General features: G+C 62.0%; 23 protein-coding genes. 17 read left to right on the top strand and 6 right to left on the bottom strand.

Going from position 1 to position 24613, the window contains the following annotated elements; translation table 11 throughout:
* The first annotated feature begins 97 nt into the window (after positions 1 to 97).
* The 15 genes from NCT05_RS24440 (at position 98) to NCT05_RS24370 (ending at position 15322) form a co-directional block, all read left to right on the top strand.
* On the top strand, positions 98 to 1243 hold the full coding sequence (locus NCT05_RS24440; RefSeq protein WP_250503365.1) for an alpha-hydroxy-acid oxidizing protein: 1146 nt from the start codon (positions 98 to 100) through the stop codon (positions 1241 to 1243).
* Between the two features lie 254 nt (positions 1244 to 1497).
* Positions 1498 to 2517, top strand: a complete 1020-nt coding sequence (locus tag NCT05_RS24435) for a LacI family DNA-binding transcriptional regulator (protein WP_175982598.1) — start codon at positions 1498 to 1500, stop codon at positions 2515 to 2517.
* A gap of 114 nt (positions 2518 to 2631) precedes the next feature.
* Complete coding sequence (locus NCT05_RS24430) at positions 2632 to 3963, top strand: ABC transporter substrate-binding protein (RefSeq protein ID WP_175982597.1); 1332 nt, start codon at positions 2632 to 2634, stop codon at positions 3961 to 3963.
* Between the two features lie 72 nt (positions 3964 to 4035).
* Positions 4036 to 4992, top strand: a complete 957-nt coding sequence (locus NCT05_RS24425; protein ID WP_008348939.1) for a carbohydrate ABC transporter permease — start codon at positions 4036 to 4038, stop codon at positions 4990 to 4992.
* Complete coding sequence (locus NCT05_RS24420; RefSeq protein ID WP_175982596.1) at positions 4989 to 5942, top strand: carbohydrate ABC transporter permease; 954 nt, start codon at positions 4989 to 4991, stop codon at positions 5940 to 5942. Before NCT05_RS24425 ends, NCT05_RS24420 begins: the two co-directional genes overlap by 4 nt.
* On the top strand, positions 5939 to 6133 hold the full coding sequence (locus tag NCT05_RS24415; RefSeq protein ID WP_008348936.1) for a hypothetical protein: 195 nt from the start codon (positions 5939 to 5941) through the stop codon (positions 6131 to 6133). Before NCT05_RS24420 ends, NCT05_RS24415 begins: the two co-directional genes overlap by 4 nt.
* A gap of 3 nt (positions 6134 to 6136) precedes the next feature.
* Positions 6137 to 7252, top strand: a complete 1116-nt coding sequence (locus tag NCT05_RS24410) for an ABC transporter ATP-binding protein (protein WP_034472427.1) — start codon at positions 6137 to 6139, stop codon at positions 7250 to 7252.
* Positions 7245 to 8264, top strand: coding sequence for an ABC transporter ATP-binding protein (locus NCT05_RS24405; protein ID WP_250441112.1), 1020 nt, complete (start codon positions 7245 to 7247; stop codon positions 8262 to 8264). Before NCT05_RS24410 ends, NCT05_RS24405 begins: the two co-directional genes overlap by 8 nt.
* Positions 8261 to 8896 carry a dihydroxyacetone kinase subunit DhaL gene (gene dhaL, locus NCT05_RS24400; protein ID WP_250503364.1) on the top strand — a complete coding sequence of 212 codons (636 nt, stop codon included), beginning with the start codon at positions 8261 to 8263 and terminating at the stop codon, positions 8894 to 8896. The genes NCT05_RS24405 and dhaL overlap by 4 nt, the downstream gene beginning before the upstream one ends.
* 14 nt (positions 8897 to 8910) lie before the next feature.
* Positions 8911 to 9900, top strand: coding sequence for a dihydroxyacetone kinase subunit DhaK (gene dhaK, locus NCT05_RS24395; RefSeq protein ID WP_250503363.1), 990 nt, complete (start codon positions 8911 to 8913; stop codon positions 9898 to 9900).
* Between the two features lie 278 nt (positions 9901 to 10178).
* The gene (locus NCT05_RS24390) at positions 10179 to 11480 is read left to right on the top strand and encodes a gallate dioxygenase (protein WP_250503362.1); all 1302 of its coding nucleotides are present in this window, start codon (positions 10179 to 10181) and stop codon (positions 11478 to 11480) included.
* Between the two features lie 74 nt (positions 11481 to 11554).
* Positions 11555 to 12904 (top strand): MFS transporter, encoded by a 1350-nt coding sequence (locus tag NCT05_RS24385; protein ID WP_034472432.1) that lies wholly within the window; start codon positions 11555 to 11557, stop codon positions 12902 to 12904.
* Between the two features lie 15 nt (positions 12905 to 12919).
* The gene (locus NCT05_RS24380; RefSeq protein ID WP_008348613.1) at positions 12920 to 13945 is read left to right on the top strand and encodes an amidohydrolase family protein; all 1026 of its coding nucleotides are present in this window, start codon (positions 12920 to 12922) and stop codon (positions 13943 to 13945) included.
* Position 13946: 1 nt separating this feature from the next.
* A complete protein-coding gene (gene ligK / locus NCT05_RS24375) occupies positions 13947 to 14630 on the top strand; it encodes a 4-carboxy-4-hydroxy-2-oxoadipate aldolase/oxaloacetate decarboxylase (protein ID WP_008348612.1) in 684 nt (227 codons plus the stop codon).
* Positions 14631 to 14635: 5 nt separating this feature from the next.
* Complete coding sequence (locus NCT05_RS24370) at positions 14636 to 15322, top strand: substrate-binding domain-containing protein (RefSeq protein ID WP_250503361.1); 687 nt, start codon at positions 14636 to 14638, stop codon at positions 15320 to 15322.
* A gap of 42 nt (positions 15323 to 15364) precedes the next feature.
* Here NCT05_RS24370 and NCT05_RS24365 read toward each other — a convergent pair whose 3' ends face one another.
* Positions 15365 to 16465 (bottom strand): NADH:flavin oxidoreductase/NADH oxidase, encoded by a 1101-nt coding sequence (locus tag NCT05_RS24365; protein WP_008348610.1) that lies wholly within the window; start codon positions 16463 to 16465, stop codon positions 15365 to 15367.
* 94 nt (positions 16466 to 16559) lie between these two features.
* Between NCT05_RS24365 and NCT05_RS24360 the strand changes: the two genes are divergently transcribed.
* Positions 16560 to 17471: a LysR family transcriptional regulator gene (locus tag NCT05_RS24360; RefSeq protein ID WP_250503418.1), complete on the top strand. Its 912-nt coding sequence runs from the start codon at positions 16560 to 16562 to the stop codon at positions 17469 to 17471.
* Here the strand turns inward: NCT05_RS24360 and NCT05_RS24355 are convergent, their stop codons facing one another.
* Genes NCT05_RS24355 through NCT05_RS24335 form a run of 5 tightly spaced genes read right to left on the bottom strand, consistent with a single transcriptional unit; the run spans position 17472 to position 22924 of the window.
* Positions 17472 to 18392 carry a dihydrodipicolinate synthase family protein gene (locus tag NCT05_RS24355; protein ID WP_250457527.1) on the bottom strand — a complete coding sequence of 307 codons (921 nt, stop codon included), beginning with the start codon at positions 18390 to 18392 and terminating at the stop codon, positions 17472 to 17474.
* 24 nt (positions 18393 to 18416) lie between these two features.
* Positions 18417 to 19373 (bottom strand): amidohydrolase family protein, encoded by a 957-nt coding sequence (locus NCT05_RS24350; protein WP_008348604.1) that lies wholly within the window; start codon positions 19371 to 19373, stop codon positions 18417 to 18419.
* A gap of 4 nt (positions 19374 to 19377) precedes the next feature.
* Entirely contained in the window at positions 19378 to 20379 is a 1002-nt protein-coding gene (locus NCT05_RS24345) for a 4-hydroxythreonine-4-phosphate dehydrogenase PdxA (protein WP_250503360.1), read from the bottom strand.
* A gap of 24 nt (positions 20380 to 20403) precedes the next feature.
* Entirely contained in the window at positions 20404 to 21702 is a 1299-nt protein-coding gene (locus NCT05_RS24340; RefSeq protein ID WP_175981250.1) for an MFS transporter, read from the bottom strand.
* Positions 21703 to 21748: 46 nt separating this feature from the next.
* Positions 21749 to 22924 carry an L-rhamnonate dehydratase gene (locus NCT05_RS24335; protein ID WP_250503359.1) on the bottom strand — a complete coding sequence of 392 codons (1176 nt, stop codon included), beginning with the start codon at positions 22922 to 22924 and terminating at the stop codon, positions 21749 to 21751.
* Between the two features lie 153 nt (positions 22925 to 23077).
* On the opposite strand from NCT05_RS24335, the gene NCT05_RS24330 reads away from it, so the two are divergent.
* Entirely contained in the window at positions 23078 to 24001 is a 924-nt protein-coding gene (locus NCT05_RS24330; RefSeq protein WP_008348596.1) for a LysR family transcriptional regulator, read from the top strand.
* Positions 24002 to 24613 lie beyond the last annotated feature (612 nt).

Raw genomic sequence — 24613 nt, 5'->3', positions numbered from 1 at the left:
GGTTGGTCTTCCTCTGTCGTCGCTCGACGGCCCGTGACACACGCCAAGAAATTGCTTTCTTCCCCACGTTTCCAGTTCGGTCAAGCAAGACACAATCATGGCAAGAGCGTTTCCCCATATCTTCTCCGTCGGTGACTATCGTTCCGCGGCTCGGCGTCGGTTGCCGAGGATGGTATTCGACTATCTCGAAGGCGGGGCCGACGACGAGTCCGGCCTGACGCACAATCGTGCCGCCTTTGACAAGTGGGAATTGCGTCCCCGGCGTCTTGTCGATGTGAGCGAGCGTGTGCAGTCTACCGACCTTCTGGGGAGACAAATTTCGTCGCCGCTCGTGATCGCGCCGACAGGTCTGAATAGTGCGTTCTGGCCCGACGGAGATCTTGCGCTTGCACGCGCTGCAAGCAAGGCTGGGATCCCGTTCGCACTCTCTACCGCGTCGAACATGTCGATCGAGGAGGTATCAAGGGGAGCGGACGGAGACTTGTGGTTCCAGTTATACGTAGTACACCGGAATGTGGCGAAGAGCTTGGTCACGAGAGCGCGAGAGGCTCGTTATTCGACGTTGATCCTGACCACGGACGTCGCGGTAAATGGATTCCGGCAGCGCGATCTGCGAAACGGGTTTGCTATGCCATTCAAAGTCACTCCACGAGGCGCTCTCGATGGCATTTCGCATCCCCGCTGGCTGTGGTCCTACCTGACGAATGGTATGCCGCAGTTGAAGAACTTCGCGACCGATGACGCCTCTGATACCGCCTCCCAGGCTGCGGTGCTGCGGCGGGAAATGGACGCGAGCTTTAGCTGGGACGACCTCCGTCGCTTGCGCGACGACTGGCCCGGAAAGCTGCTCGTCAAGGGCGTCGTGACGGCTGAAGATGCCGCGCGATGCGTGGAAATCGGCGCCGACGGTGTCATAGTCTCGAATCATGGCGGACGACAGCTCGCGGATCTTCCTGCGCCGATCGACGCATTGCCGGGCATCTCCGATGCGAAGCCGACCACCGATCTCATTCTGGACAGTGGTATCCGAAGAGGGGCCGATGTGGTGAAGGCGGTCGCATTGGGCGCGACGGCCGTGATGCTTGGGCGCGCCACTTTGTACGGGCTCTCCGCGAAAGGCGAGGCCGGTGTGTCCGATGTCATCGCGATGATCAAAGAGGAAATCGACCGGACCCTCGCCCTCATCGGGTCCAGTTCGATAATGGAAGTCAATCGGAGTTGTGTCGCTCGGCGGCCATTGTAGCGGAGGGGGGCAGCCATCGGTTCACCCTTTTCTTGACGTTATAAGGATGACTAATGACAGATCCGTTCTGATCGGCACACAGATGCGAATCCAACGCCGAGGCAAGCGCCGACATTAAGCACATAGAGAAAAAATCCAACGGTGCATGCTGGCAAAAATGATGCATTTAACGCGTGAAAAAAGCTTGCATTCTCCGCGCAGAAAACTATCTTGAGTTCATAAAATGATTCTTCGCCTGGCACCGGAGGAGACCCATGCCAGCTACACGTATGATGATTGCGCGCCGCGCCGGGGTGAGCGTGGCAACGGTCGATCGTGTGCTGCGCGAAGACCAGGGGGTGCGCCCCGAAACGGCCGAACGTGTACATCTCGCGCTGGCCACGCTGCGCGACGAACGCGCAAGCCGCGGCAGGCCTGCGAAAACCACATCGTTCCGGGTCGCCTTCGTCTTACCGCAAATCAATTCCCGCTTTCTCGATCAAGTCGAACGCGATATCGCGCTGTCCGCCAGCTTCTTTCGCGAGCATCGTCTTGTCTCGTCGTTTTACCGTTGCGACCTGTCCAGCCAGCGCGACGCGATCTCACTCGCACAGCAATTGATCGACTACGACGCGCTCGTGCTCGTGCCGCTCGATTACCCATGGGTCGAGCGGATGATTCAGGACATGATGGATGCCAACGTGCCCGTCGTTACGGTCTTTTCAGATTTGCCGTCGAGTGCGCGCGCCACGTACGTGGGTGTCGATAACCGCATGGCCGGACGAACGGCGGGTCTGCTGATGGGCCGCTTCGTCGGTTCGCGCATCGGCACGGTCGCCGTGCTGTCGGCGTCGTCGCGTCTGCACGATCAGCTCGAGCGTCGGACGGGTTTTTCCCAGGTGCTCGAAGAGGACTTTCGCAACCTGCGCTGGCTCACGGAGCCCGATTTCGCCGAAGACGACGACAGCGCCGGACTCGCCGTGCAAGGACTGACGGCGGGACATCCGGATCTGGTCGGCGTGTATGTGACGTGCGGCGGCATTTCCGGCATCGCGTCGACGCTGCAGGAATCGGGCGACAAGGCGCGCGTCGTACTGATCGGCCACGAGTGCACGGCCGATACGCGGGCGCTGCTGTCGGAGCGGGCGATCGACGTGATCCTCGATCAGGACGTGCGCGGCATTGTCCATTGGGCCGGTCTCGCCGCTCTCAACTTCCTGAACGACGTGCGCGGCGTGCCTTCCATCCCGACGCCCGAAACCCGTATCTATCTTCGTGAGAATGCGCATGCCTGAAGCTCGCGACACGCGGACAGTTCGCTTCGGTCCGCCAGAGCTCATATGCAGCGTCCGGCGCATGGGCGCTGTCTGTCATCAGTTTGAGACCCGACAGAGACAAGGAGAAGACACATGTTACGTCTTACGTCATCAAGGGTATTAGCGGCGCTCGTCGCGTCGCTGGGACTGAGCTTCGGATCGGCGGCGCATGCGCAGGGCAAGCAGTTGACGCTATGTTGGGCCGCATGGGACCCCGCCAATGCGCTCGTCGAATTATCGAAAGACTTCACGGCGAAAACCGGCATTGCAATGAAGTTCGAGTTCGTGCCGTGGACGAGTTATGCGGACCGCTTCCTCAACGAACTGAATTCGCATGGAAAGCTGTGCGATCTCATCATCGGAGATAGTCAGTGGATTGGCGGTGCCGCGGTCAATGGACACTACGTCAAGCTCAATGATTTCTTCGACAAGAACAAAATCTCGATGGACGACTTCGTGCCGGCGACCGTCGTCGGCTACGCAGAGTGGCCGAAGAACACGCCGAATTACTGGGCGCTGCCCGCGATGGCGGACGCCGTGGGCTGGACCTACCGCAAAGACTGGTTTGCGAGGCCCGAACTGCGCGCGGAGTTCAAGCAAAAGTACAAGCGCGAACTCGAGCCGCCCACGACAATGGACGAACTCAAGCAGACAGCCGAGTTCTTTCAGGGACGAAAGATCGACGGCAAAACCGTGTATGGCGTGTATATCTTCACGGAGCGCGGCTCGGAAGGGATCACAATGGGCGTGACCAACATGCTCTATAACTTCGGCTTCGAATACCAGGACCCGAAGAAGCCGTATCACCTGGAGGGCTTCGTGAATTCGCCAGGCGCGATAAAGGGACTCGAATTCTATAAGGCGCTTTACAAGTGCTGCACGGCGCCCGGCATGACGAACGCCTACATGCAGGAAGGGCTCGATGCGTTCAAGTCGGGGCAGGTCGCGATGCAGATGAACTGGTTCGCCTTCTTCCCCGGCCTGTACAAGGATCCGAATGTCGGCGGCGACAAGATCGGCTTCTTCGTCAATCCGAAGGAAACGAAACAGTTCACGCAGCTTGGCGGTCAAGGCATATCCGTCGTGTCGTACTCGGATCACAAGGCCGACGCGCTCGAATACATCAAGTGGTTCGCGCAAGCCGATGTGCAGAAGAAGTGGTGGCAACTCGGCGGCTACTCCGCGGCGAAGTCGGTGGTGGACGCGCCGGACTTTCCGAAGAGCGCGCCATTTGCGCCTGCATTCCTGAAGTCGATGTCGATAGTGAAAGACTTCTGGGCCGAGCCTACTTATGCCGAGTTGTTGCTCGATATGCAAAAGCGCGTGCACGACTATGTGGTTGCGGATAAGGGCACGGCGAAAGAAGCGCTCGATCTGCTCGTCAAGGACTGGAACAAAGTATTCAAGGCGGAAGGGAAGAACTAGCGTTACCGCACATGAACGCGCGGGCCGGCGAGCCGATCGATCTCGCCGGTCCGCGACAACAAGGAGTCAGGCATGTTGGCAAACAAGCCTTTTCCTCCGGAAGGGTTGCAGACCAAAGCGCAGACGCGCGCGGCCGCGCGCTTGCGCGGACTGTCTGACCGAACCATCGCGTGGCTGTTCATTCTTCCGACTATCGTGCTGCTGCTCGCCATCAACATCTTTCCGTTGATCTGGGCATTGCGGCTCTCATTCACGAACTTCAAGTCGAATATGCCGAGCGTGCCCGCGCGCAATGTCGGCATCGACAATTACACGGACATACTCACCGACGAAGACATCTGGTACGCGATGCAGGTGACGGCGCGCTTCGTTTTCTGGTCGGTCGGACTCGAAGTGCTGCTCGGCTTCGGGCTCGCACTGCTGATCAACCGGCAGTTTCGCGGCCATAGTTTCTGGACCACGCTGATTCTGCTGCCGATGATGCTTTCGCCCGCTGTCGTCGGCAACTTTTGGACCTTTTTGCTGCAACCGCAGACGGGTCTTTTCAACGACATCGTCGGCTTTTTCACGGGCATTCCGCCGAACTCGTTCCAGATGATCGGCGATGTGCCGCTCGCACCGTGGACGATCGTCATGGTCGATGCATGGATGTGGACGCCCTACGTGATGCTGATCTGCCTGGCGGGATTGCGATCGATTCCGGACTACATCTATGAAGCGGCCGAAGTCGATCGCGCTTCGCCATGGCGTCAGTTCTGGTCGATCACACTGCCGATGACGCTGCCGTTTCTGATGCTCGCGATCCTTTTTCGCGGGATCGAGAACTTCAAGATGTTCGACATGGTGAACCTGCTGACATCGGGCGGGCCGGGCTCCGTGACGGAAACCGTGTCGATCACGCTCAAGCGCGCAGCCTTCGAGAAGTGGAGGACGGGTTATTCGTCCGCGCTCGCGATCATTCTGTTCGTTGTCGTGTTCGGTGCGGCGAACATCTATGTGAAGGCGCTCAACCGGGTGAAACAGCGATGACAGACCTCGCCCTTCAACAGTCGGTGGTGGCTGCATCGCCGCGCAGCAAGACGTTTGCCGCAGTCGTCGTGATCGCGTATGCGCTCATCGCGACGCTGCCGATCGTCTGGATCATCCTGACGAGCTTCAAGACACAGGAGGATGCGATCGCGTATCCGCCCGTCGTCGTGTTTCATCCGTCGATGGAAGGTTACGTGAATCTTTTCACGATCCGCTCGCGGCAGACGCCGGAGTTCATCGCGAGTTTGCCGCCCGCAGAGACCTGGTACGACCGCGATGTCCGAAAGCGCAACATGGTGATTGCAGGGCCGTCGAAGGTCCTGCCGCGCTTCGTCAATTCGCTCGTGATCGGGTTCGGCTCGACCTTTCTTGCGGTGTTTCTCGGCACGTTGGCCGCCTATGCGTTTTCGCGCTTCAAGGTGCCGCTCGCCGACGATCTGCTGTTCTTCATACTGTCCACGCGAATGATGCCGCCCATCGCGGTGGCGATTCCCATCTATCTCATGTATCGCACGCTCGGCCTCGCCGACAGCTACCTCGGCATGATCGTGCTCTATACGGCCGTGAACGTGTCGCTGGCGGTGTGGCTACTCAAAGGATTCATCGACGAAATCCCTCGCGAATATGAGGAAGCGGCGCTTGTCGACGGATACACGCGGTTGCAGGCCTTCGTGAAGGTCGTGCTGCCGCAGGCGATCACCGGCATTGCTGCGACGGCGATCTTCTGTCTGATCTTTGCGTGGAACGAGTACGCGTTCGCATTGCTGCTGACGAGCGGCGACGCGCAGACGATGCCGCCGTTCATTCCGTTCATCATCGGCGAGGGCGGGCAGGACTGGCCAGCGGTCGCGGCCGCGACGACGCTGTTCGTGCTGCCCATCCTGATCTTCACCGTTGTGCTGCGCAAGCATCTGTTGCGCGGGATCACCTTCGGAGCGGTACGCAAATGAAAGCCCAGCCCGTCATGCCGCGCCGCCGTCTGTTCCGCAGGCGCTACGGCGAGGGCGCATCGACCGTGCTGATCGGCCTCGGCATTGCGATGCTCGTCCAGCCGTTCACGGTCGATCTCTATACCTGGTCGTTCCCTGTGATTCTGGCGGGTGCGCTCGCATTCGTCGTGACGAGTCACTTCCCGGAGTGAGCCATGTCGACGATCGTTCTATCCAACCTTCATAAGCGCTTCGGTGACTTCACTGCCGTACACGATACGAATCTCACCGTGAGCAACGGCCGCTTCGTGGTGCTGCTCGGACCCTCCGGTTGCGGCAAGACGACGACGTTGCGCATGATCGCCGGGCTCGAACTGCCGACTTCGGGCCAGATTCTGATCGACGGCGAAGATGTCACGGGGCTGCGTGCGCGTCAGCGCGATATTGCATTCGTGTTCCAGATGTTCGCGCTGTATCCGCATATGACGGTACGTAACAACATCGCTTTTCCGCTGAAGAACGAGGGTATTGCGCGCCGCGAGATTGCCGCGCGCGTCGATGCGGCCGCGCATATGCTTCGCATCGAAAGTCTGCTCGACCGAAAGACGGGCGGGCTGTCGGGCGGCGATCGGCAACGCGTCGCCCTGGGCCGCGCGATCGTCCGGCACCCGAAGGCTTTTCTGATGGACGAGCCGCTCGGCACGCTCGATGCGGATTTCCGCGAACTGATGTGCCTCGAGTTGCGCAAGCTGCATAACGCGCTCAACGCGACGACGGTCTACGTGACGCACGACCAGCGCGAAGCGATGGCGATGGCCGACGACATCGTCGTGATGAGCGGCGGCGAGGTGCTGCAATCGGCGTCGCCGCATGAGGTCTATCACTTTCCAGCGACCGTGTTCGTCGGCAGCTTCATCGGCAGCCCGCCGATGAATTTCCTGGCCGTGGATGGCGGCGTCGAGGCAGGCGCGGAATCGGTCTCGCTCTCCGGCGTCGCCGTGTCCGTGCCGCGCACGGCTACGTCCGCGGCGAAAGCGCTGCTCGGCGTGCGGCCAGAGCATGTCGTGATCGACGAGCGCGGTGCGTTGCGTGGACGCGTGATCGCGGATGAATATCTCGGCTCGCATCAGATTCTCGTCGTCGAAACGGCACTGGGTGTGATGCGCGTGCGGGTCGGCAAGGACGAAGGACTGGTGGCGGGGTCGCAGGTCGGGATGTCGTTCGCCAAGGAGCGCACGCTCCTCTACGACGCATCGAGCGGCAAGCTGCTGCCCGGCGCCGCGCGGCAGATGGCCGTCAACGGAAGCGGCAACGGAGGCGCTTATGTCTGAAATTCGCTTGCATGGCGTGACGAAGCGATTCGGCGATATCGTCGCGGTAGATGATGTGTCGCTCGACGTGAAGGAGGGCGAGTTCGTCGTGTTGCTCGGTCCGAGCGGCGCGGGCAAGACTACTACGTTGCGGCTCATCGCAGGTCTCGAGCGGCCCGACGATGGCGAGATATTCATCGACGGCGCCGCCGCGACGGACATGCATCCCGCGGACCGCGACGTCGCCTTCATCTTTCAGCAGTATTCGCTGTATCCGCATCTGACGGTGTTCGGCAACCTGGCGTTTCCGCTGCGCTCCCCGCGGCGGCGCGTGAGCGAGGCGGAAGTCACCGCGCGCGTGCAGTCGGTCGCGCAGATGTTGCATATCGAGTCGAAGCTCGGCAATCTGGCGACGCGTCTGTCGGGCGGCGAGATGCAGCGCGTGGCCATCGGACGCGCGCTCGTGCGTCAGCCCAAGGTGTTTCTGATGGACGAGCCGCTGTCGTCGCTCGACGCGAAGTTGCGCGAGGAACTGCGGATAGAACTGAAGCGGCTGCATCGCACGATCGGCGCCACGATCATCTACGTGACGCACGATCAGGTCGAAGCCACCACGCTCGCGGACCGCATCGGCATTCTCGAACACGGGCGCATCGTGCAGGTGGGCGCGCCGCGCGACGTATATGGCAATCCGGCTTCGCTAGGCGCCGCGCAACGTCTCGGCTCACCGCCCATCAACTTGCTGCCGCCCGTGTTGTTCGATCCTGCCACGATGCCCGCAGGCACCTCGACGGTCGCGATCCGTCCTGAAGACATCGTGCTGCACGCGCACGATACGCGCGACGGGCTCAATCTTCGCGTGCTCGAATATTCTCCGCTGCGGCATCTGTTGATCATGGAGCGCGACGGCACCGCCATCGTCGCGACAACCATGACCGAGCGCAATTTCACGCCGGGGCAGACAGTCGGCGTGTCGCTACCTCTGCGCAGTCTTCTCTATTTCCGCTCCGACGGCAGGAGGATTCCGGCATGAACGGGAAAACGGTCATGGCGTGCATTGAAGCCGCGCACGCGACGCTCAAGGAACATACGGACGAGATCGCCGCGCTCGATCAGCAGATTGGCGACGGCGATCATATCTTCAACCTGTTGCGGGGCATGGATGCGCTGTTTGCGATGCGCGCCGCTATCGAGGCCGAGGCGTTTGCGCCCGCGCTGGACCAGGCCGCCTCCAAATTGCTGTCGACGGTGGGCGGTTCGTCGGGGCCGCTGTTCTTTTCGTTGCTGCATGGCATGGCGAAGGCGGCGCAGAACGCGGACACCCTGAGTGTGGCGGACGCGGCGCGGATCTTCGCCGCGGGAGTCGATGCCGTTGCCCAGCGCGGCAAGGCCGGCACCGGCAGCAAGACGATGATGGACGTGCTTATACCTGTCGCGTCGCGCTTCATGGAACTGGCCGTGCGCAGTGCGCCGCGCGAAGCCGTGCTCGATGCGCTGCCGCGGACGGCTGAAGAAGGCATGCTCGCGACGCGCGACATGCTCGCGACCAAGGGGCGCGCGTCGTTTCTCGGCGAGCGCGCGCGCGGGCACATCGATCCCGGCGCACGGTCGAGCCAGTTGATGATCGGTGCGGTATGCGCGCGGCTCGCGCAATACAGAGAGTGAAAGGAGCGCAGGCCATGAAAAAGTTCATCAACCATGTCGACGACTTTCTGACTGAGAGCCTTGCCGGATTCGCCGCCGCGCATGACGATCTCGTCGTGCTCAATCACGAACCTGTGTTCGTGCGGCGCAAGACGTTGAAGCCGGGCAAGGTCGCGCTGGTCTCGGGCGGCGGCTCGGGACACGAGCCCTTGCATAGCGGCTTCGTCGGGTACGGAATGCTGGACGCCGCGTGCCCTGGCCAGGTGTTTACTTCGCCGACGCCCGATCAGATGATGGCAGCCGCCAAGGCCGTCGATACGGGCGCGGGCACGCTCTTCATCGTGAAGAATTATTCCGGCGATCTGATGAACTTCGAAATGGCATCCGAAATGTCGGAGTTGGCGAATGCGATGGTGCTGATCAACGACGATGTCGCGGTCGAAAACTCCAGTTATACGACGGGCCGGCGGGGCGTGGCGGGTGCGGTGATCGTCGAGAAGCTGGTGGGCAGTCTCGCCGAGAGCGGCGCCGATCTCGAACAATGCAAGGCGTTCGGCGACCGGATCAACAAGCATACGGCGTCGATGGGCGTCGCGTTTTCGAGTTGCACCGTGCCCGCAGCGGGCACGCTGACGTTCAAGATCGGCGACGATGAAATGGAGGTCGGCGTCGGCATTCATGGCGAGCCAGGGCGGCGGCGAACGCGCTTTGCCGCCGCCGACGCGATCGCGGCAGAACTGCTGACGGCGATCGTCGCCGATCTGGAACCGGGGAACGGCTCGGACCTGCTGGTCTTGATCAATGGGCTGGGCGGCACGCCGCTCGGCGAACTGTATCTGCTGTTCAATTCCACACGCTCGTGGCTGCAGCAGCGCGGTCTCGCGGTCACGCGCGTGCAGGTCGGATCGCTCACGACGTCGCTGGAAATGGCCGGTGCGTCGATCACCTTGTGCGTGCTGGACGATGAAATGAAGCGGCATTGGGACAGCCCCGTGCATACGCCATCGCTCAGGTGGGGAATGTAGATTCGCCGGAACGTTTTCAATCGTCCGGTCGCTCGGCCGGAATTGCGTCCTCTTTCACGAGCCATCAGTTTTGTTTATCGGCATATCGGCGACGCGGCCCTTGCGCGCTTCGCCGCGCGCCGCGTCCCAGCGGCCTTCCGCGCCTCTAAAACCCCATGCGTAAAGGCAAAGTTCTGGTTTACGCGTAGTACCCGGCCTGCCTCCTTCCTCGCTACCCTTCGGCTTCAGTTTCCCTAAAGCAAGCCCGCTCGGCCACGCATTCTGAAGGAGTAGCGCACATGGCACGGATCATCGGAGGCATCGCCGCCTCGCACACGCCGACCATCGGTTTCGCGTTCGACAAGAACAAGCGCGACGATCCCGTCTGGGCGCCGATCTTCGAGAACTTCGCGCCGCTCGCGAACTGGCTCGCGGAAAAGCAGCCCGACGTCATCGTCACGATCTACAACGACCACGTCACGTCGTTCTTTTTCGATCACTATTCGGCCTTCGCGCTGGGCGTCGGTCTCGAATGGCGCGTCGCGGACGAAGGCGGCGGCGCGCGCGATCTGCCGCCGATCAAAGGTCATCCCGCACTCGCCGCGCACATCGGCACTTCGCTGATGACCGATGAATTCGACATGTCGTTCTTCCAGAACAAGGCGCTCGATCACGGCTGCTTCTCGCCGCTTTCGATGCTGTGCCCGCACAAGCCCGAATGGCCGGTCAAGCTCGTGCCGCTGCAGATGGGCGTGCTGCAATTGCCCGTGCCGAGCGCGCGCCGCTTCTACAAGCTCGGGCAGGCGCTGCGCCGCGCGATCGAAAGTTATCCGGAAGACATCAAGGTCGCGATTCTCGCGACGGGCGGTCTTTCGCATCAGGTTCACGGCGAGCGCTCGGGCTTCAACAACACGGAATGGGACGCGCGCTTCCTCGATCTCTTCGAGCGCGATCCCGAGCAGCTCGCGAACATGACCATCGCGGAATATGCGGCGCTCGGCGGCTACGAAGGCGCCGAAGTCATCATGTGGCTGACGATGCGCGGTGCGCTTTCGTCGAACGTCGTGTGCAAGCATCGCAGCTATTACCTTCCGTCGATGGCAGGCATCGCCACCGCGATCTACGAAGGCGAGGACAGCGAGACCAAGCCCGCGATCGTCGAGCGTCATCGTCAGAAGATGGCCGTTCAGCTCACCGATGTCGAGAAGCTCGAAGGCACGTATCCGTTCTCGATCGAAACGGCGGTGCGCGCGTATCGCATCAACGATTATCTGCATCGCATGGTCGAGCCCGCGCATCGCGAGGCATTCAAGGCCGATGAAGAAGCGAGCTTCGAAGCAGCGGGCCTTTCCGAGCAGGAGCGCGATCTCATTCGCCGGCGCGATTGGCGCGGCCTGCTTCATTACGGCGTGATCTTCTTCATGCTCGAAAAGCTCGGCGCGGTGACGGGCATATCGAATCTGCATATCTACGCCGCGATGCGCGGCGAAACGCTCGAAGCGTTTCAAAAGACGCGCAACGCACCGGGCGCGTTGTATTCGGTCGCGGGCAAAGGCTCGGAGAAGCTCGACTGGGACAAAGCGGAAAAGGCCAGAAGCTAAACACGAACGCGTTGCATGGGACCGGAGTAAGCGCAGAAGCACCGACTCCGGCCAACAGGGGACAGGAGACAAACATGACTAGCGGTAAAACCATCGACATCAAGGGCTTCATCGACGAACGCCCGATTTCCGCCTACCAGTGGCTGCTGGTGGCGCTGTGCTTTCTCATCGTGACGGCCGACGGCATGGACGTGGCGATCATGGGCTTCGTCGCGCCATCGATCATCGCGGACTGGCATATCTCGCGGCCCGCGTTCGGCCTCGTGATGAGCGCGGCGCCCATCGGTCTCGTGATCGGCGCACTGGCGGCGGGACCGGCATCGGATCGCATCGGGCGCAAGTGGGTTCTGATTACCTCGGTATTCCTCTTCGGCGTCTTCACGATCGCGACCGCGTTCACGAATTCGCCTTCCAGCATGGCGCTTTTGCGCGTACTGACCGGCATCGGTCTCGGCGCGGCGATGCCCAACACGACGACGCTGCTCTCCGAATACGCGCCGCAACGCAAGCGCGCGCTGCTCATCACGATCATGTTCACGGGCTTCAATCTCGGCTCCGCGCTGATCGGCTTCGTCGCGGGCTGGCTGATTCCGGTGCACGGCTGGCGTTCGGTGCTGATCTTCGGCGGCGCGCTGCCGCTCTTGCTGATCCCGCTGCAAATCTGGCTGCTGCCTGAATCCGCGCGTCTGCTCGCGGTGCGCGGCGCGACCTCGCAACGCATTGGCAAGGTGCTCGGCCGCGTGTGCGGGGCGCGTTTCGATGGTAGCGAAACGTTCGTATCGAACGAGCCTCCGCTGCCGACGAAGAAGCCCATCGGCGTGTTGTTCTCGCACGGCTACGGTTTGATGACGGCAGCGCTGTGGGTCACGTATTTCATGGGCCTGCTCGTGATCTACCTGCTGACCGGCTGGCTGCCGACGCTCATGAAGGACGCGGGCCTCACCGTTTCCGCAGCGGCGAACGTCACGGCGATGTTCCAGATCGGCGGCACGATCGGCGCGATCATCGTCGGATGGATCATGGACAAGGCGCGTCCGGCGCCCGTCATCAGCGCGGCGTATCTCGGCGGCGCGGTGTGCGTGCTCGGACTGGCGTGGATCGGCGCGCTGTCGTCGTCGCTCGCGGTGCTCGTGTTCGCAGCGGGCTTTTGCATGAGCGGCGCGCAAACCGGTCTCAACGCCTTCGCGCCGGGACGTTATCCGACCGTCGCGCGTGCAACCGGCGTGAGCTGGATGCTCGGCATGGGCCGCTTCGGCAGCATCTTCGGTTCCGCATTCGGCGGCGCGTTGCTCGGCCTCGGTTGGGAGTTCGGCGCGATCCTCGCGATGCTCGCCGTGCCCGCGACGCTCGCGGCAATATCGATTCTCGTCGCACAACGCACGCGTGCCGACGAAGCACACGCACAAACGACTGCAGCACACTAGTACCTGGAGTAAGGGATGATCATCGACATTCACGGCCACTACACGACCGCGCCAAAAGCGCTCGAAGGGTGGCGCAACCGGCAGATCGCCGGCATCAGTAATCCATCGGAGATGCCGGCTGCTTCGGAGTTGCATATCAGCGACGACGAACTGCGCGAATCGATCGAAAGCAATCAATTGCGCCTGATGCGCGAACGCGGCCTCGATCTCACCGTGTTCAGTCCGCGCGCGAGTTTCATGGCGCATCACATCGGCGACTTCGAAGTGTCGAGCACTTGGGCCGCGATCTGCAACGAGCTGTGCTATCGCGTGAGCGAACTCTTTCCCGATAGCTTTATTCCGGCGGCGATGTTGCCGCAAAGCCCGGGCGTCGACGTATCGACGTGCATTCCCGAGCTCGTGAAGTGCGTCGAGCAATACGGCAATGTCGCGATCAACCTGAATCCGGATCCGTCGGGCGGGCACTGGACGAGCCCGCCGCTTTCGGATCGCTCGTGGTATCCGATCTACGAGAAGATGGTCGAGTACGACATCCCTGCGATGATTCATGTGAGCACGAGCTGCAACGCGTGCTTTCACACGACGGGCGCGCATTACCTGAACGCCGACACGACCGCGTTCATGCAGTGCCTCACGTCCGATCTGTTCCGCGATTTTCCGACGCTCAAGTTCGTGATTCCGCATGGCGGCGGCGCGGTGCCGTATCACTGGGGGCGTTTCCGCGGACTCGCGCAGGAGCTGAAAAAGCCTTTGTTGAAGGATCATTTGCTCAACAACGTGTTCTTCGATACCTGCGTCTATCATCAGCCGGGCATCGATCTGCTGACGCGCGTGATTCCCGTCGACAACATTTTGTTTGCAAGCGAAATGATCGGCGCGGTGCGCGGCATCGATCCTGAAACGGGACACTATTTCGACGATACGAAGCGCTACGTCGAAGCCGCGCAGATCGAGCCGGAAGCGCGCTACAAGATTTACGAAGGCAACGCGCGCCGCGTGTATCCGCGCCTCGATGCGGCGCTCAAAGCAAAGGGACGTTGATATGTACGAACTGGGTGTGGTGTATCGCAACATCAATCGCGCGAATGCGGATGCGGCCGCCAGGCTCGGCGCACTCGGCTCGGCGACCGTGCACGAAGCGATGGGCCGTGTCGGCCTGATGAAGACCTACATGCGGCCGATCTATGCGGGCGCGCAAGTGAGCGGCACGGCCGTGACCGTGTTGCTGCAACCGGGCGACAACTGGATGATGCACGTCGCGGCCGAGCAGATTCAGCCTGGCGATATCGTCGTGGCCGCATGCACGACGGACAATACCGACGGCTTCTTCGGCGATCTGCTCGCGACGAGCTTCAAGGCGCGCGGCGCGCGTGCGCTCATCATCGACGGCGGCGTGCGCGATGTGCGCGTGCTGACGGAGATGAACTTCCCCGTATGGAGCCGCGCGATTTCCTCGAAGGGCACGGTGAAGGCGACGCTCGGCTCGGTGAACATTCCGGTCGTGTGCGCGGGCGCATGGGTCACGCCGGGCGATGTGATCGTCGCGGATGACGATGGCGTCGTGGTCGTGCCGTCCGCATCGGCGCAACAGGTGCTCGATAAAGCCACTGCGCGCGAGGCGCTCGAGGAAGAAAAACGCGCGAAGCTCGCAAGCGGCGTGCTCGGTCTCGACATGTACAAGATGCGCGGACCGCTGGAAAAAGCGGGCCTGCGCTATATCGACTGACGCGCATGAGCATCACCGGTATCTCTTCGATGGCCACGCGCCAAGTGCTGAACGATCTCGCTTGCGCGTATGAAGCGCAGTCGGGCCAGCGCGTTGCGATCGTATCGGTGGGCGGCGTCGCGGCGGTCAGGCGTATCGAAGCGGGCGAAGCGTTCGATATTGTCGTGCTCGCTTCGGATGCGATCGATCGGCTCGCGGCATCAGGACACGTCGACGCAGCGAGTCGCGTGCGGATCGCGCGTTCGGGCGTTGCGATCGCGGTGAAAGCGGGCGCGCGGCGTCCTGCCATCGACGATGAAGCCGCCGTGCGCGAAGCCGTGCTCGCGGCGCGCACCATCGGCTATTCGACGGGGCCGAGCGGTGTCTATCTGACGCGTCTGTTCGAGCGTTGGGGCATCGCTCAACGCATCGCATCGCGCATCGTGCAGGCGCCGCCGGGTGTCGCTGTCGGCGCGCTCATCGCGCGTGGCGAAGTCGAACTCGGCTTCCAGCAGTTGAGCGAGATGATCGGCGTCGAAGGCATCGACGTGCTCGGTATGTTGCCGCCGGCGATTCAAACGCAGACGGTATTCGAAGGCGCGATCGGTGCGAACGCAAGCGCATCGAAAGATGCTCGCGCGTTCCTGGCGTTTCTCGGTTCGAGCGATACCGACGCGACCAAAATCAAACACGGCATGGAGCCGGTCTACTAAAAAAAGCGCGCAACCATTGCGCGCTTTTTTCATTTCACGACGTCATTCAGCGACGGCGTAACGTTCGAGCCAATGCGCATAAGGCGCGGGCAATGCCCACGACGGCTTCTCGACCTTCAACTGCTTGGCTGCCTGATACGGCCAATGCGGATTCGACAGATGCGCGCGGCCGATCATCACGAGATCGAGTTGACCGGATTCGACCGCGTGTTCCGCGTTCGGCGGCGAATCGAAGCCCCACGCCGACGCAACCGGAATCTCCGCTTCTCGGCGCACACGTTCCGCGATCGGGCCGAGGAACGCCGGTCCCCATGGAATGCGCGCATCGGGCGTCGAGAAGCCGACGCTCACGCTCATCAGATCGAGTCCTTTGCGACGCAGCGTCTTCGTCAGTTCGATGGATTCGTTCAGCGTGGCTTCATCGCGGCCGTCGTATTCGATGACGCCGAAACGCGCCGTCAGCGGCAGGTTCTCGGGCCACACTTCGCGCACCGCGTCGAAGGTCTCGACGATGAAGCGGCTGCGTCCCGCGAGATCGCCGCCGTATTGATCGTCGCGCTGGTTGGCATCGACGGAGAAGAAGCTTTGGGCGAGATAGCCGTGCGCGAAGTGCAGTTCCAGCCATTCGAAACCCGCTTCGCGTGCGCGACGTGCGGCCGCCGCGAAGTCGGCCTTCACGCGCGCGATGTCGTCGAGCGTCATCGCCTTGGGCACTTTCGGCAGCCCGCCGCCGAATGCGACCGCCGATGGCGCGAGCGTGTCCCAGCCGCGTGCATCGTCGGACGGGATGTGATCGTCGCCTTCCCACGGACGATTCGCGCTCGCCTTGCGGCCCGCATGCGCGATCTGGATGCCGGGCACCGCGCCCGCCGCCTTGATCGCCGCCGCGATGTTCTTCATGCCTTCGATGTGCGCGTCGTCCCAAAGACCCGTGCATCCCGGCGTGATGCGGCCTTCCGGCGATACACCCGTCGCCTCGACGATCACGAGGCCCGCGCCGCCGCGCGCAAGGCTCGCGTAATGGCTCAGGTGCCAGTCGTTGACGAAGCCGTCGATGGCGCTGTACTGGCACATTGGCGGAATGGCGATGCGGTTGCGCAGCGTAACGTCCTTCAATTTGAAAGGAGTGAAGAGTGCTGACATCTGTGGTTCTCTGTATCAATGAAGGCGTTCAGATTAACCGTTCAGTGTCATAATGAAAACTATCTGCAGATTATCGGTTCGATAAAATTTCGTGATGCTCAATCCGCAATGGCTGCGCACCTTTCTCGCGCTCGTCGACCTCGGCAACTTCACGCGCGCCGCCGAGCGGCTCGATCTGACGCAGGCCGCCGTGAGCCAGCATCTTCGTCATCTGGAAGACGAACTGGGCCTGCTCGTGATTCGCCGTCCGCGCGGCATCGAACTCACGCCGGCGGGCAGGGCGTTGATCGACTATTGCAACGAGATGGAACTGGCGGGCAAGCGTCTCGCTTCCCGGCTGTCGGATAGCGAAGACGAAGCTGGCGAAATCGGCCTCATCACGCCGGGCAGCATCGGGCTCGTGCTGTTTCCGCTGCTGCTCGATTTGCAGCAGCAGCGCCCGGAATGGAAGATGCGTCATCGCTTCGCGCCCGATTCGGAAGTGCTCGAAGCCGTGCTGGAGAGCCGCTACGACCTCGGCATCGTCGCGTTGAAGCCCGACGATCCGCGTCTCGCGGCGAGCAAGTTCATCGAGGAGCCGCTCGAACTCGTCGTGCCCGCGAACGAAGACGTACACGAATGGAGCGATCTCGAACGGCTCGGCTTCATCGACTATCCGGAAGCGCACATGACCGCGAGCCGTCTGCTGAGCCGCCGCTTCCCGGGCAATCCAGGCGTCGCGAGCTTGCGCCGGCAAGGCTTCAGCAATCAGATCAGCCTCATACTGGAGTTCGTCGCGCGCGGACTCGGCTTCACGGTGATACCGCGTTATGCGCGCATCGCGTTCGGCCCGCCGGAAGCGATCGGCGTGGTCGAATGCGGCGCGCCGGTGATCGATACGCTGTGGCTCATCCGCCGCGCGGAATGGCCGCTGCCCGCGCGTTGCGCGCGGACCGTGGAGTATTTGCGGGAACGTGTGGGCGTTCCCACAATCAAGGCCGATTCGAAGAAGAAGCGTCGGCGCTAGTCAATGTCCCCAGCGCAGCACGAGCGGATCGAGCTTGCGCGCGACTTTCAGCAAGCCTTCGCGCACGGCAGGATGCATCGGCGCGAGCGGGTGACGCACTGCATCCGAGCGAATCACGCCGCCTTCCTTCATCAGCGTCTTGCACGCCGCGAGACCGCACTGACGGTTCTCGTAGTTGATGAGCGGAAGCCATTGCTGATACAGCTCGGCGGCTTTGTCGGAATCGCCCGCGAAGTAGGCATCGACGATCTTGCGGATGCCGTCGGGGTAGCCGCCGCCCGTCATCGCGCCGGTCGCGCCCGCGTCGAAGTCGGGCATCAGCGTGATCGCCTCTTCGCCGTCCCACGGACCGACGATCGCATCGCCGCCGAGTTCGATCAGCTCGCGCAGCTTCGATGCAGCCTGCGCCGTTTCGATCTTGAAGTACGACACATGCTCGACGTCGCGCGCGAGCGTCGCGAGAAACGACGCGGAGAGCGGCGTGCCAGCGACAGGCGCGTCCTGAATCATGATCGGAATGTCGATCGCGTTCGATACTTCGCGATAGAACTCGTGGATGCCGCGCTCGCCCACGCGAATCGTCGCGCCGTGATAAGGCGGCATGATCATGACCATTGCGGCGCCCGCGTCCTGCGCGGCGCGGCTGCGCTCCGCACAGATGCGCGAGCTGAAATGCGTCGTCGTGACGATCACCGGCACGCGGCCCGCCACATGTTCGAGCACGGTGCGCTGAACGGTGTCGCGTTCCGCATCGGATAGCGCGAACTGCTCGGAAAAGTTCGCGAGTATGCATACGCCGTGCGAGCCGGCATCGATCATGAAATCGATCGCGCGCTTCTGGCCCTCGAGATCGAGGCGGCCCTGATCGTCGAAGATGGTCGGAGCGACGGGAAAGACGCCGCGATAAACAGGTGCAGCCATTGAAGTAAGTCTCCTTTGGTTGGTCTAGATCCGGTACAGCGCGCACGCGTTGTCGAAGAATAGCGCGAGACGTTCTTCGCGCGAGCGCGCTGCGACGATCGTCTTGAAGCCGGTAAAAAGATCATCGAGCGTGACGACGAGGCTATCGACCGGAAAGTTACTCGCGAAGAGGCATCGCGCGACGCCGAAGCTTTCGATCGCATTGCGCACGATGCGTCCGTTGCGCTCGACACGCCAGCTTACGCCAGGTTCGCCGATCCCCGATATCTTGAGCCATACGTTCGGCGATCGCGCGAGCGCATCGAGCGCGGCGCGCCAAGCCGTTAGCGCTTCCTCGCTACGATCGGCGGGCAGGCCGGCATGGTTCACGATGATTTTCATCTGCGGAAAGTCGCGCGCGAGTTCTGCGGCTTCCTCGAAGTGCCACCACGGCGCCTGCAGTTCGAACATCAGGCCACTTTGCGCGAGCAACGCATAACCGCGCCGCCAGCGTTCGCAACGCATCGAGCCGGGCGCGGCGAAATCCGCGCGATGTTCCGCGCGGGGCACGGTCTTCGGTTTATGACGCACGCTGCGCACGAGCGGCATCTCGCGATAGGCGTCGATGACATCGGCGACATCGTCGCGATCGAGCCAGATCTGCGCGGCCATCGCGTTCGGCAAGCCGGTGCGTTCGTGCAGCGCCGTCGCCCAGCGCGCTTCGCCGAGCACGTCGCGCGGATCCCATTCGCCTTCCATCATCACCGTCTTCACGATGCGATGATTGCCCGCCTGCGCGAAGTAGTCGTCGGGCAGGAAGTTCTTGCAGATCGACGCGTAATCGCCGTAACGAAACGCGATGCGCGGCAGATCGCGCAGCCACGGATGATAGTTGCGCGACACGTCCCAGAAGTGATGATGCGCGTCGACGATGGGCAGATCGGCGTCGTCGCCGCTTTGCAGAAAGCGTTCGCGCAATGCTTCGATGCGTTCTTGCATCATGGCGTCAGCTCACGCGGTCTTGCGCCATGCGCACGGCGATGTCGAAGGCCTTTTGCGTGGCGCCGGCATCGGCGCGGCCCTGGCCGTGGATATCGAACGCGGTGCCGTGCGCGGGCGTCGTGATCGGAACGGGCAGGCCGCCGTGCACCGTGACACCGCGCCAGAAGCCCATGAGTTTCATCGCGATCTGGCCTTGATCGTGATACATCGTGACCACGCCATCGAAGACCTTCTGATCGCGCGCGCGCACGAAGATGGTGTCGGCGGGGAAGGGGCCTTGCGCGTCATAGCCTCGCGCACGCGCTTCTTCGACGGCCGGCGCGATCACGTCGATTTCCTCGCGGCCGAACGCGCCGTTGTCGCCGTTATGCGGATTGAAGCCGCACACCGCGATGCGCGGCTTGTCCACGCCCGCGCGCTTCAGACCATCGTGAATCAGTTGCACCGCGCCGACGATGCGCTCGGGCGTGAGCTTCGCGCTCACGTCCTTCAGCGCGATATGCGAGGTCACGCGCGAGGTCCACAATTCGTCGAGCACATTGAACTCGCAGAACGCGCCGCTATAGTCGAGCTGACGCGCGAACCATTCCATCTCGTCGTTCGTTTCCATGCCGGCCATGTGCAGCGAAGTCTTGTTGACGGGCGCGAACAGCATCGCTTGCGTGCGGTTTGCGCGCGTCATCGCAAGCGCTTCTTTGAAGGCTTCGAGGCTATAACGGCCGCCGCGTTCCGTCGATACGGCGCGCTCGTAAGGCGCATCGTCGGGCAGGCGGAAATCGATGAGCGAGGGCACGCCGGTATCGCGCGCGGCGGCCGCTTCGTTGTCGATGACTCCATACTCGAAGCGTTGCTGCGCGATCTCCATGCCTTGATCGAGTTCACGCTTGTCGCCGATGATGAGCAGATCGGCGCGCGCGCGATTCTCGGGCTTCGCGATGAGACGCGCGATCAGTTCGGGACCGATGCCGGCGGGATCGCCGAGAAGCACTGCGATGCGAGGTTTCATGTCTGTATGGTCCGTTGTCGGTTATTAACGCGTGCGGCGCAGATCGATTGCGATCGAACCGAAGATATACACCAGCGCGCACGCGCCGTAAAAGTGCAGCACCGCATCGAAAGAGCCGGTGCGCTGAAGAATGAAGCCGGTGATGAGCGGAATCGAAATGCCGCCGACGCTGCCCGCGCAGTTCATGCATGCACCGAGCAGGCCCACGCGTCCCGGGCTTGCGAGCAGCGAAGGCAGGCTCCAGTAGAGACTGCCCCACATCAGCAGGAACGATGCGCCGCACAGCACGGCGACCGCGACGACGGGCGAAGTGATCGTCGGCAGCGCGGCGAATACGGCGAGCGTTGCGATGCCCGAGACCGCGATCATCGTCTTCACGACTTTACCGCGCGACAGATTCATCCCGCACAAGGCATCGCACAGGAAGCCACCGGAAAGCGAACCGAGCGCGCCCGCGAGGAAGATGAAGAAGGTCGCCGCGCCGATCTGCGAAAGGCTCAGACCGCGCGCCTGCGTCAGATAGCTCGGGCCCCACGTGAGCAAGCCGAAGAAGATCATCGCCCAGCTCATGCGGCCGACGCACATCGCGATGGTCGAGCGCAGCGGCAGCGGCGCATCGTCCTGGCTTGCGTGCATCGCCTTCGATGCGGGCGGCGCGCCGTCGTGGATATGCGCCAGTTCCGCGCCATTGACGCCGGGATGTTTCGCGGGATCGTCGCGCAGATAGCGCCATGCGAGCCATCCGCATGCGATGGTCGCAAGCCCCGCGACGACGAACGCGGTGCGCCACGAGCCGAACATGAGGATCAGGTTCGAGATCGCGAGACCGCCGATCGCGGCGCCGAGCGGCGATCCGGCATCCATCAGCACCGCGCCGCGCGCGCGTTCCTTGCGCGACAGCCACAGCGCGTTGAGCTTGCTGCCGGCGGGAAAGAGCGGTGCCTCCGCGCCGCCGAGACCCACGCGCAATAGCAACATCGACATGCCGCCGGTGGCTGCGCCCATCAGCGTCTGGAAGAGACCCCACAAGACAGTTGCACCTGCAACTACTTTGCGCGGGCCGAGTTTGTCGATGAGCCAGCCGCCCGGAATCTGCAACAGCGCGTATGACCAGAAGAAGCTCGACAGCACGAGCCCTTGCATCGCGGGCGAGAGCGCGAACTCCTTGGCGATGGTGGGCATCGCGATGGAAAGCGAGATGCGGTCGACGAGATTGATCAGCGTGATGAGGAACACCACGCCGAAGATGCGCCAGCGCACGCTCGTCGCGTGTGTGGACGAGGCGGCGTCGTGCGCCGTGTGCGCTTCGATTCTGCTTTCCATGTTCGTCTCCTGTCGCCTCGGGCTGCATGGTCCCGAGGTCGCATCGTCATTCGATGATGTTGAAGTCGCTCAGATGCTTGTCGGACAGCGTGATGCCGAGGCCCGGCGTTTCATCGGAGAGTTGCAGATAGCCGTTCTCCGGCTGCGGTTCGCCGTCGAAGATGTAATAGAAAAGCTCGTTGCCGACTTCGACATCGAACACCGGGAAGAACTCGGACATCGGGCTCGCGGTGCTCGACATCGTCAGGTGATAGTTGTGCATCTGGCCCGCGTGCGGAATGACCGGCACGGACCACGCTTCGGCCATGGCGTTGATCTTGCGCGCCGCCGTGATGCCGCCGACGCGATTCGTGTCGTATTGAATGACATCGACGGCCCGGCGTTCGAGCAGATCCTTGAAGCCATAACTCGTGAACTCGTGCTCGCCGCCGGAGATCGGCACGATGTTCATCTTCTTGAGTTCCTGATAGCCTTCGACGTCGTCGCCGATCACCGGTTCTTCGAGCCAGCGCGGATTGAATTCGGCAAGGCGCGGCAACATGCGGCGCGCGTACTCCAGCGTCCAGCCCATATAGCATTCGAGCATGATGTCGACGTCATCGCCGGCAAGCTCGCGCAACAGGCGCACTTGTTCGAGATTCTTCGCCATGCCTTTCGGACCGTCTTTGGGGCCATAGCCGAAGCGCATTTTCATCGCGGTGAAACCTTGATCGAGATAACCTTGCGCTTCGGCGAGAAACGCGTCGCGATCGTCGTTGTTATAGAGCTTCGATGCATAACACCAGATCTTCTCTTTCGTTCGGCCGCCGAGCAGCTTGAAGACGGGCTTCTTCACGGCCTTGCCCATGATGTCCCACAGCGCGATATCCATCGCCGAGATCGCCGCCATGCCGATGCCCTTGCGGCCCCAGGCGAGCGTGCGCCGATACATCTTCTGCCAGATGTATTCGTGATCGAACGGATCTTCGCCGATGGCGATAGGCGCGAGATATTCATCGACGATCTGCTTCGCGACGCGCGGCGCGAGCGCGCAATTGCCGATGCCGACGGTGCCGTCGTCGCATTCGACCTCGACGACGAGCCAGCCGTGAAAGCGGAACGAGCCCATTGCATCGCCGCGCTCGTAGAGGATATCGACGGCGTTCGTACAGAAATGCGATTGCGGCGGAACGACCTTGCCTTTCCATTCGAAAACGCGCGCGCGGACATGCTTGATCTTCATCTTCGGTGTCTCCGTGTGGTTCGATTGATGCCGCGCGCACTGCATGATGCGAGGGTTTGCGCGGCTGTTTCGGGTAGCGCTAGTGTGCGAAACTCCGCGATAACTGACCATTGAATAATTTGAATCAGGCTATTTCCTGGAGTTATCACTCGCATGATCGCGCCCGCTTCGACCATCCGCAAACGTCTGCGCCTGCGTCATCTGCAATTGATGATGGCGCTTTCGGAAACCGAATCGCTCAGAAGCGCCGCCGACGAACTCGCGATGACGCAGCCTGCCGCGACGAAGGCGTTGAAGGAACTGGAAGACACGATCGGCGCGTCGCTGTTCGTGCGTCATGCGCGAGGCATGGAGCCGACGATCTACGGCGAAGCGGTGATGCGCTATGCGCGCGTCGTGTTCGAGGACCTCGATGAATTGCGCGATGAGCTCGCGGCGATCGAGGCGGGCGATATCGGCAAGGTGCGGATCGGCGCGGTGATGGCGCCTGCGCCTGACTTGCTGACGAAGGTGATCGTGGAGTTGAAGGAAGCGCATCCGCGCTTGCAGATCAGCGTGCAGATCGATACGAGCGATGTGCTCGTGCAGGCCTTGCAGCAGGATCAGTTGGATATTGTCGTCGGGCGCATTCCTTATGGCTTTTCAGCGCTGGACCTGACGTTCGAGACCTTGTCGGAAGAGGCGCTCGCGATCGTTGCGCGGCCGGATCATCCTTCTGTTGGTATTGCGGGCAAGCCGAAGCTCGCCGATCTCGCGAAGTATCCGTGGATCGTGCAGCCGCATCCGAGTCCGATGCGGCAGATCATCGACCAGACGTTTCGTGAGTCGCGTGTGGCGCCCCCGGTGAGTACCGTGGAGACTTCTTCGATTCTGACCACGTTGTCGCTGTTGCGGGATTCGGACATGCTGGCTGTGTTGCCTAGCTCGGTCGCGGATTATTATGCTGCGCTCGATACCATCGCTTCTTTGCCAACCCCGTTGCGGGGGCGTCTCGCGCCTTATGGGTTGATTCTCAGGAAGAACAGGCGGATTAGTCCTGCCACGCAGTTGGTGATTGAGGCTATCCGGAAGGCTTGAGGGTTTGGTTTTATTTTTGCTCTCGCCGGATCTCGTTTTCTTAGTGGTCTATTGGCGTTGCCCCTGTGCGGGAGCCGGCCGGCGAGTCCTATGGGACAGTGCGTCGGGGTTGGCGGCATTTACTGCGTCCTTGCTAAGCTCACATCCAATTGCCGGCACACAATGCTGCACATGACGAGAAGACAAACATCGAGAAGTGAGCGGGCGGCGCGTACTCGTGCGCCGGCAGACGCGCCACAGCGGACCGCGACATTGCCTAATTCCTTGGAAGACCCGAACTTGTCGGACAACACACGTTGGGGCACTCGGGAAGGAATGAGACTTCGACCCGCTTGCCGTTGGTCAGGCGAGAATGTTCATAGATATGAGTATCCGTTTCGACTTCTCCTCTAACGAAGCCAAGTTGTGTGAGCAACCGCTTTCCCGCAACTAAACGCGCCTCGGCGAGCCTTTGCGGATCGCGCTCAGTCGTTTCTGCATGTCCGCTAATTTGCGTTATCTCCTTCGTGACGTGTTGGGCATACGCCAACTGCTGTTTTGCTACCCACCCTGCGAGCCGAAGCACTTCCGCGGTCGGGACCTCTGCGCTGTCCTGATTGAAGTAGATGTCGA

Origin of the sequence: Caballeronia sp. AZ7_KS35 (genome assembly GCF_023631045.1) — a bacterium.
Taxonomy (GTDB): Bacteria; Pseudomonadota; Gammaproteobacteria; order Burkholderiales; family Burkholderiaceae; genus Caballeronia; species Caballeronia zhejiangensis.
Note: the sequence above shows the minus strand (reverse complement) of the source record. Positions and strands in the feature narration are given on the sequence as shown.

Coding starts and splice junctions, on each gene's coding strand:
- NCT05_RS24440 (WP_250503365.1), top strand. CDS start 98: ATGGCAAGAGCGTTTCCCCATATCTTCTCCGTCGGTGACTATCGTTCC.
- NCT05_RS24435 (WP_175982598.1), top strand. CDS start 1,498: ATGCCAGCTACACGTATGATGATTGCGCGCCGCGCCGGGGTGAGCGTG.
- NCT05_RS24430 (WP_175982597.1), top strand. CDS start 2,632: ATGTTACGTCTTACGTCATCAAGGGTATTAGCGGCGCTCGTCGCGTCG.
- NCT05_RS24425 (WP_008348939.1), top strand. CDS start 4,036: ATGTTGGCAAACAAGCCTTTTCCTCCGGAAGGGTTGCAGACCAAAGCG.
- NCT05_RS24420 (WP_175982596.1), top strand. CDS start 4,989: ATGACAGACCTCGCCCTTCAACAGTCGGTGGTGGCTGCATCGCCGCGC.
- NCT05_RS24415 (WP_008348936.1), top strand. CDS start 5,939: ATGAAAGCCCAGCCCGTCATGCCGCGCCGCCGTCTGTTCCGCAGGCGC.
- NCT05_RS24410 (WP_034472427.1), top strand. CDS start 6,137: ATGTCGACGATCGTTCTATCCAACCTTCATAAGCGCTTCGGTGACTTC.
- NCT05_RS24405 (WP_250441112.1), top strand. CDS start 7,245: ATGTCTGAAATTCGCTTGCATGGCGTGACGAAGCGATTCGGCGATATC.
- dhaL (WP_250503364.1), top strand. CDS start 8,261: ATGAACGGGAAAACGGTCATGGCGTGCATTGAAGCCGCGCACGCGACG.
- dhaK (WP_250503363.1), top strand. CDS start 8,911: ATGAAAAAGTTCATCAACCATGTCGACGACTTTCTGACTGAGAGCCTT.
- NCT05_RS24390 (WP_250503362.1), top strand. CDS start 10,179: ATGGCACGGATCATCGGAGGCATCGCCGCCTCGCACACGCCGACCATC.
- NCT05_RS24385 (WP_034472432.1), top strand. CDS start 11,555: ATGACTAGCGGTAAAACCATCGACATCAAGGGCTTCATCGACGAACGC.
- NCT05_RS24380 (WP_008348613.1), top strand. CDS start 12,920: ATGATCATCGACATTCACGGCCACTACACGACCGCGCCAAAAGCGCTC.
- ligK (WP_008348612.1), top strand. CDS start 13,947: ATGTACGAACTGGGTGTGGTGTATCGCAACATCAATCGCGCGAATGCG.
- NCT05_RS24370 (WP_250503361.1), top strand. CDS start 14,636: ATGAGCATCACCGGTATCTCTTCGATGGCCACGCGCCAAGTGCTGAAC.
- NCT05_RS24365 (WP_008348610.1), bottom strand. CDS start 16,465: ATGTCAGCACTCTTCACTCCTTTCAAATTGAAGGACGTTACGCTGCGC.
- NCT05_RS24360 (WP_250503418.1), top strand. CDS start 16,560: ATGCTCAATCCGCAATGGCTGCGCACCTTTCTCGCGCTCGTCGACCTC.
- NCT05_RS24355 (WP_250457527.1), bottom strand. CDS start 18,392: ATGGCTGCACCTGTTTATCGCGGCGTCTTTCCCGTCGCTCCGACCATC.
- NCT05_RS24350 (WP_008348604.1), bottom strand. CDS start 19,373: ATGATGCAAGAACGCATCGAAGCATTGCGCGAACGCTTTCTGCAAAGC.
- NCT05_RS24345 (WP_250503360.1), bottom strand. CDS start 20,379: ATGAAACCTCGCATCGCAGTGCTTCTCGGCGATCCCGCCGGCATCGGT.
- NCT05_RS24340 (WP_175981250.1), bottom strand. CDS start 21,702: ATGGAAAGCAGAATCGAAGCGCACACGGCGCACGACGCCGCCTCGTCC.
- NCT05_RS24335 (WP_250503359.1), bottom strand. CDS start 22,924: ATGAAGATCAAGCATGTCCGCGCGCGCGTTTTCGAATGGAAAGGCAAG.
- NCT05_RS24330 (WP_008348596.1), top strand. CDS start 23,078: ATGATCGCGCCCGCTTCGACCATCCGCAAACGTCTGCGCCTGCGTCAT.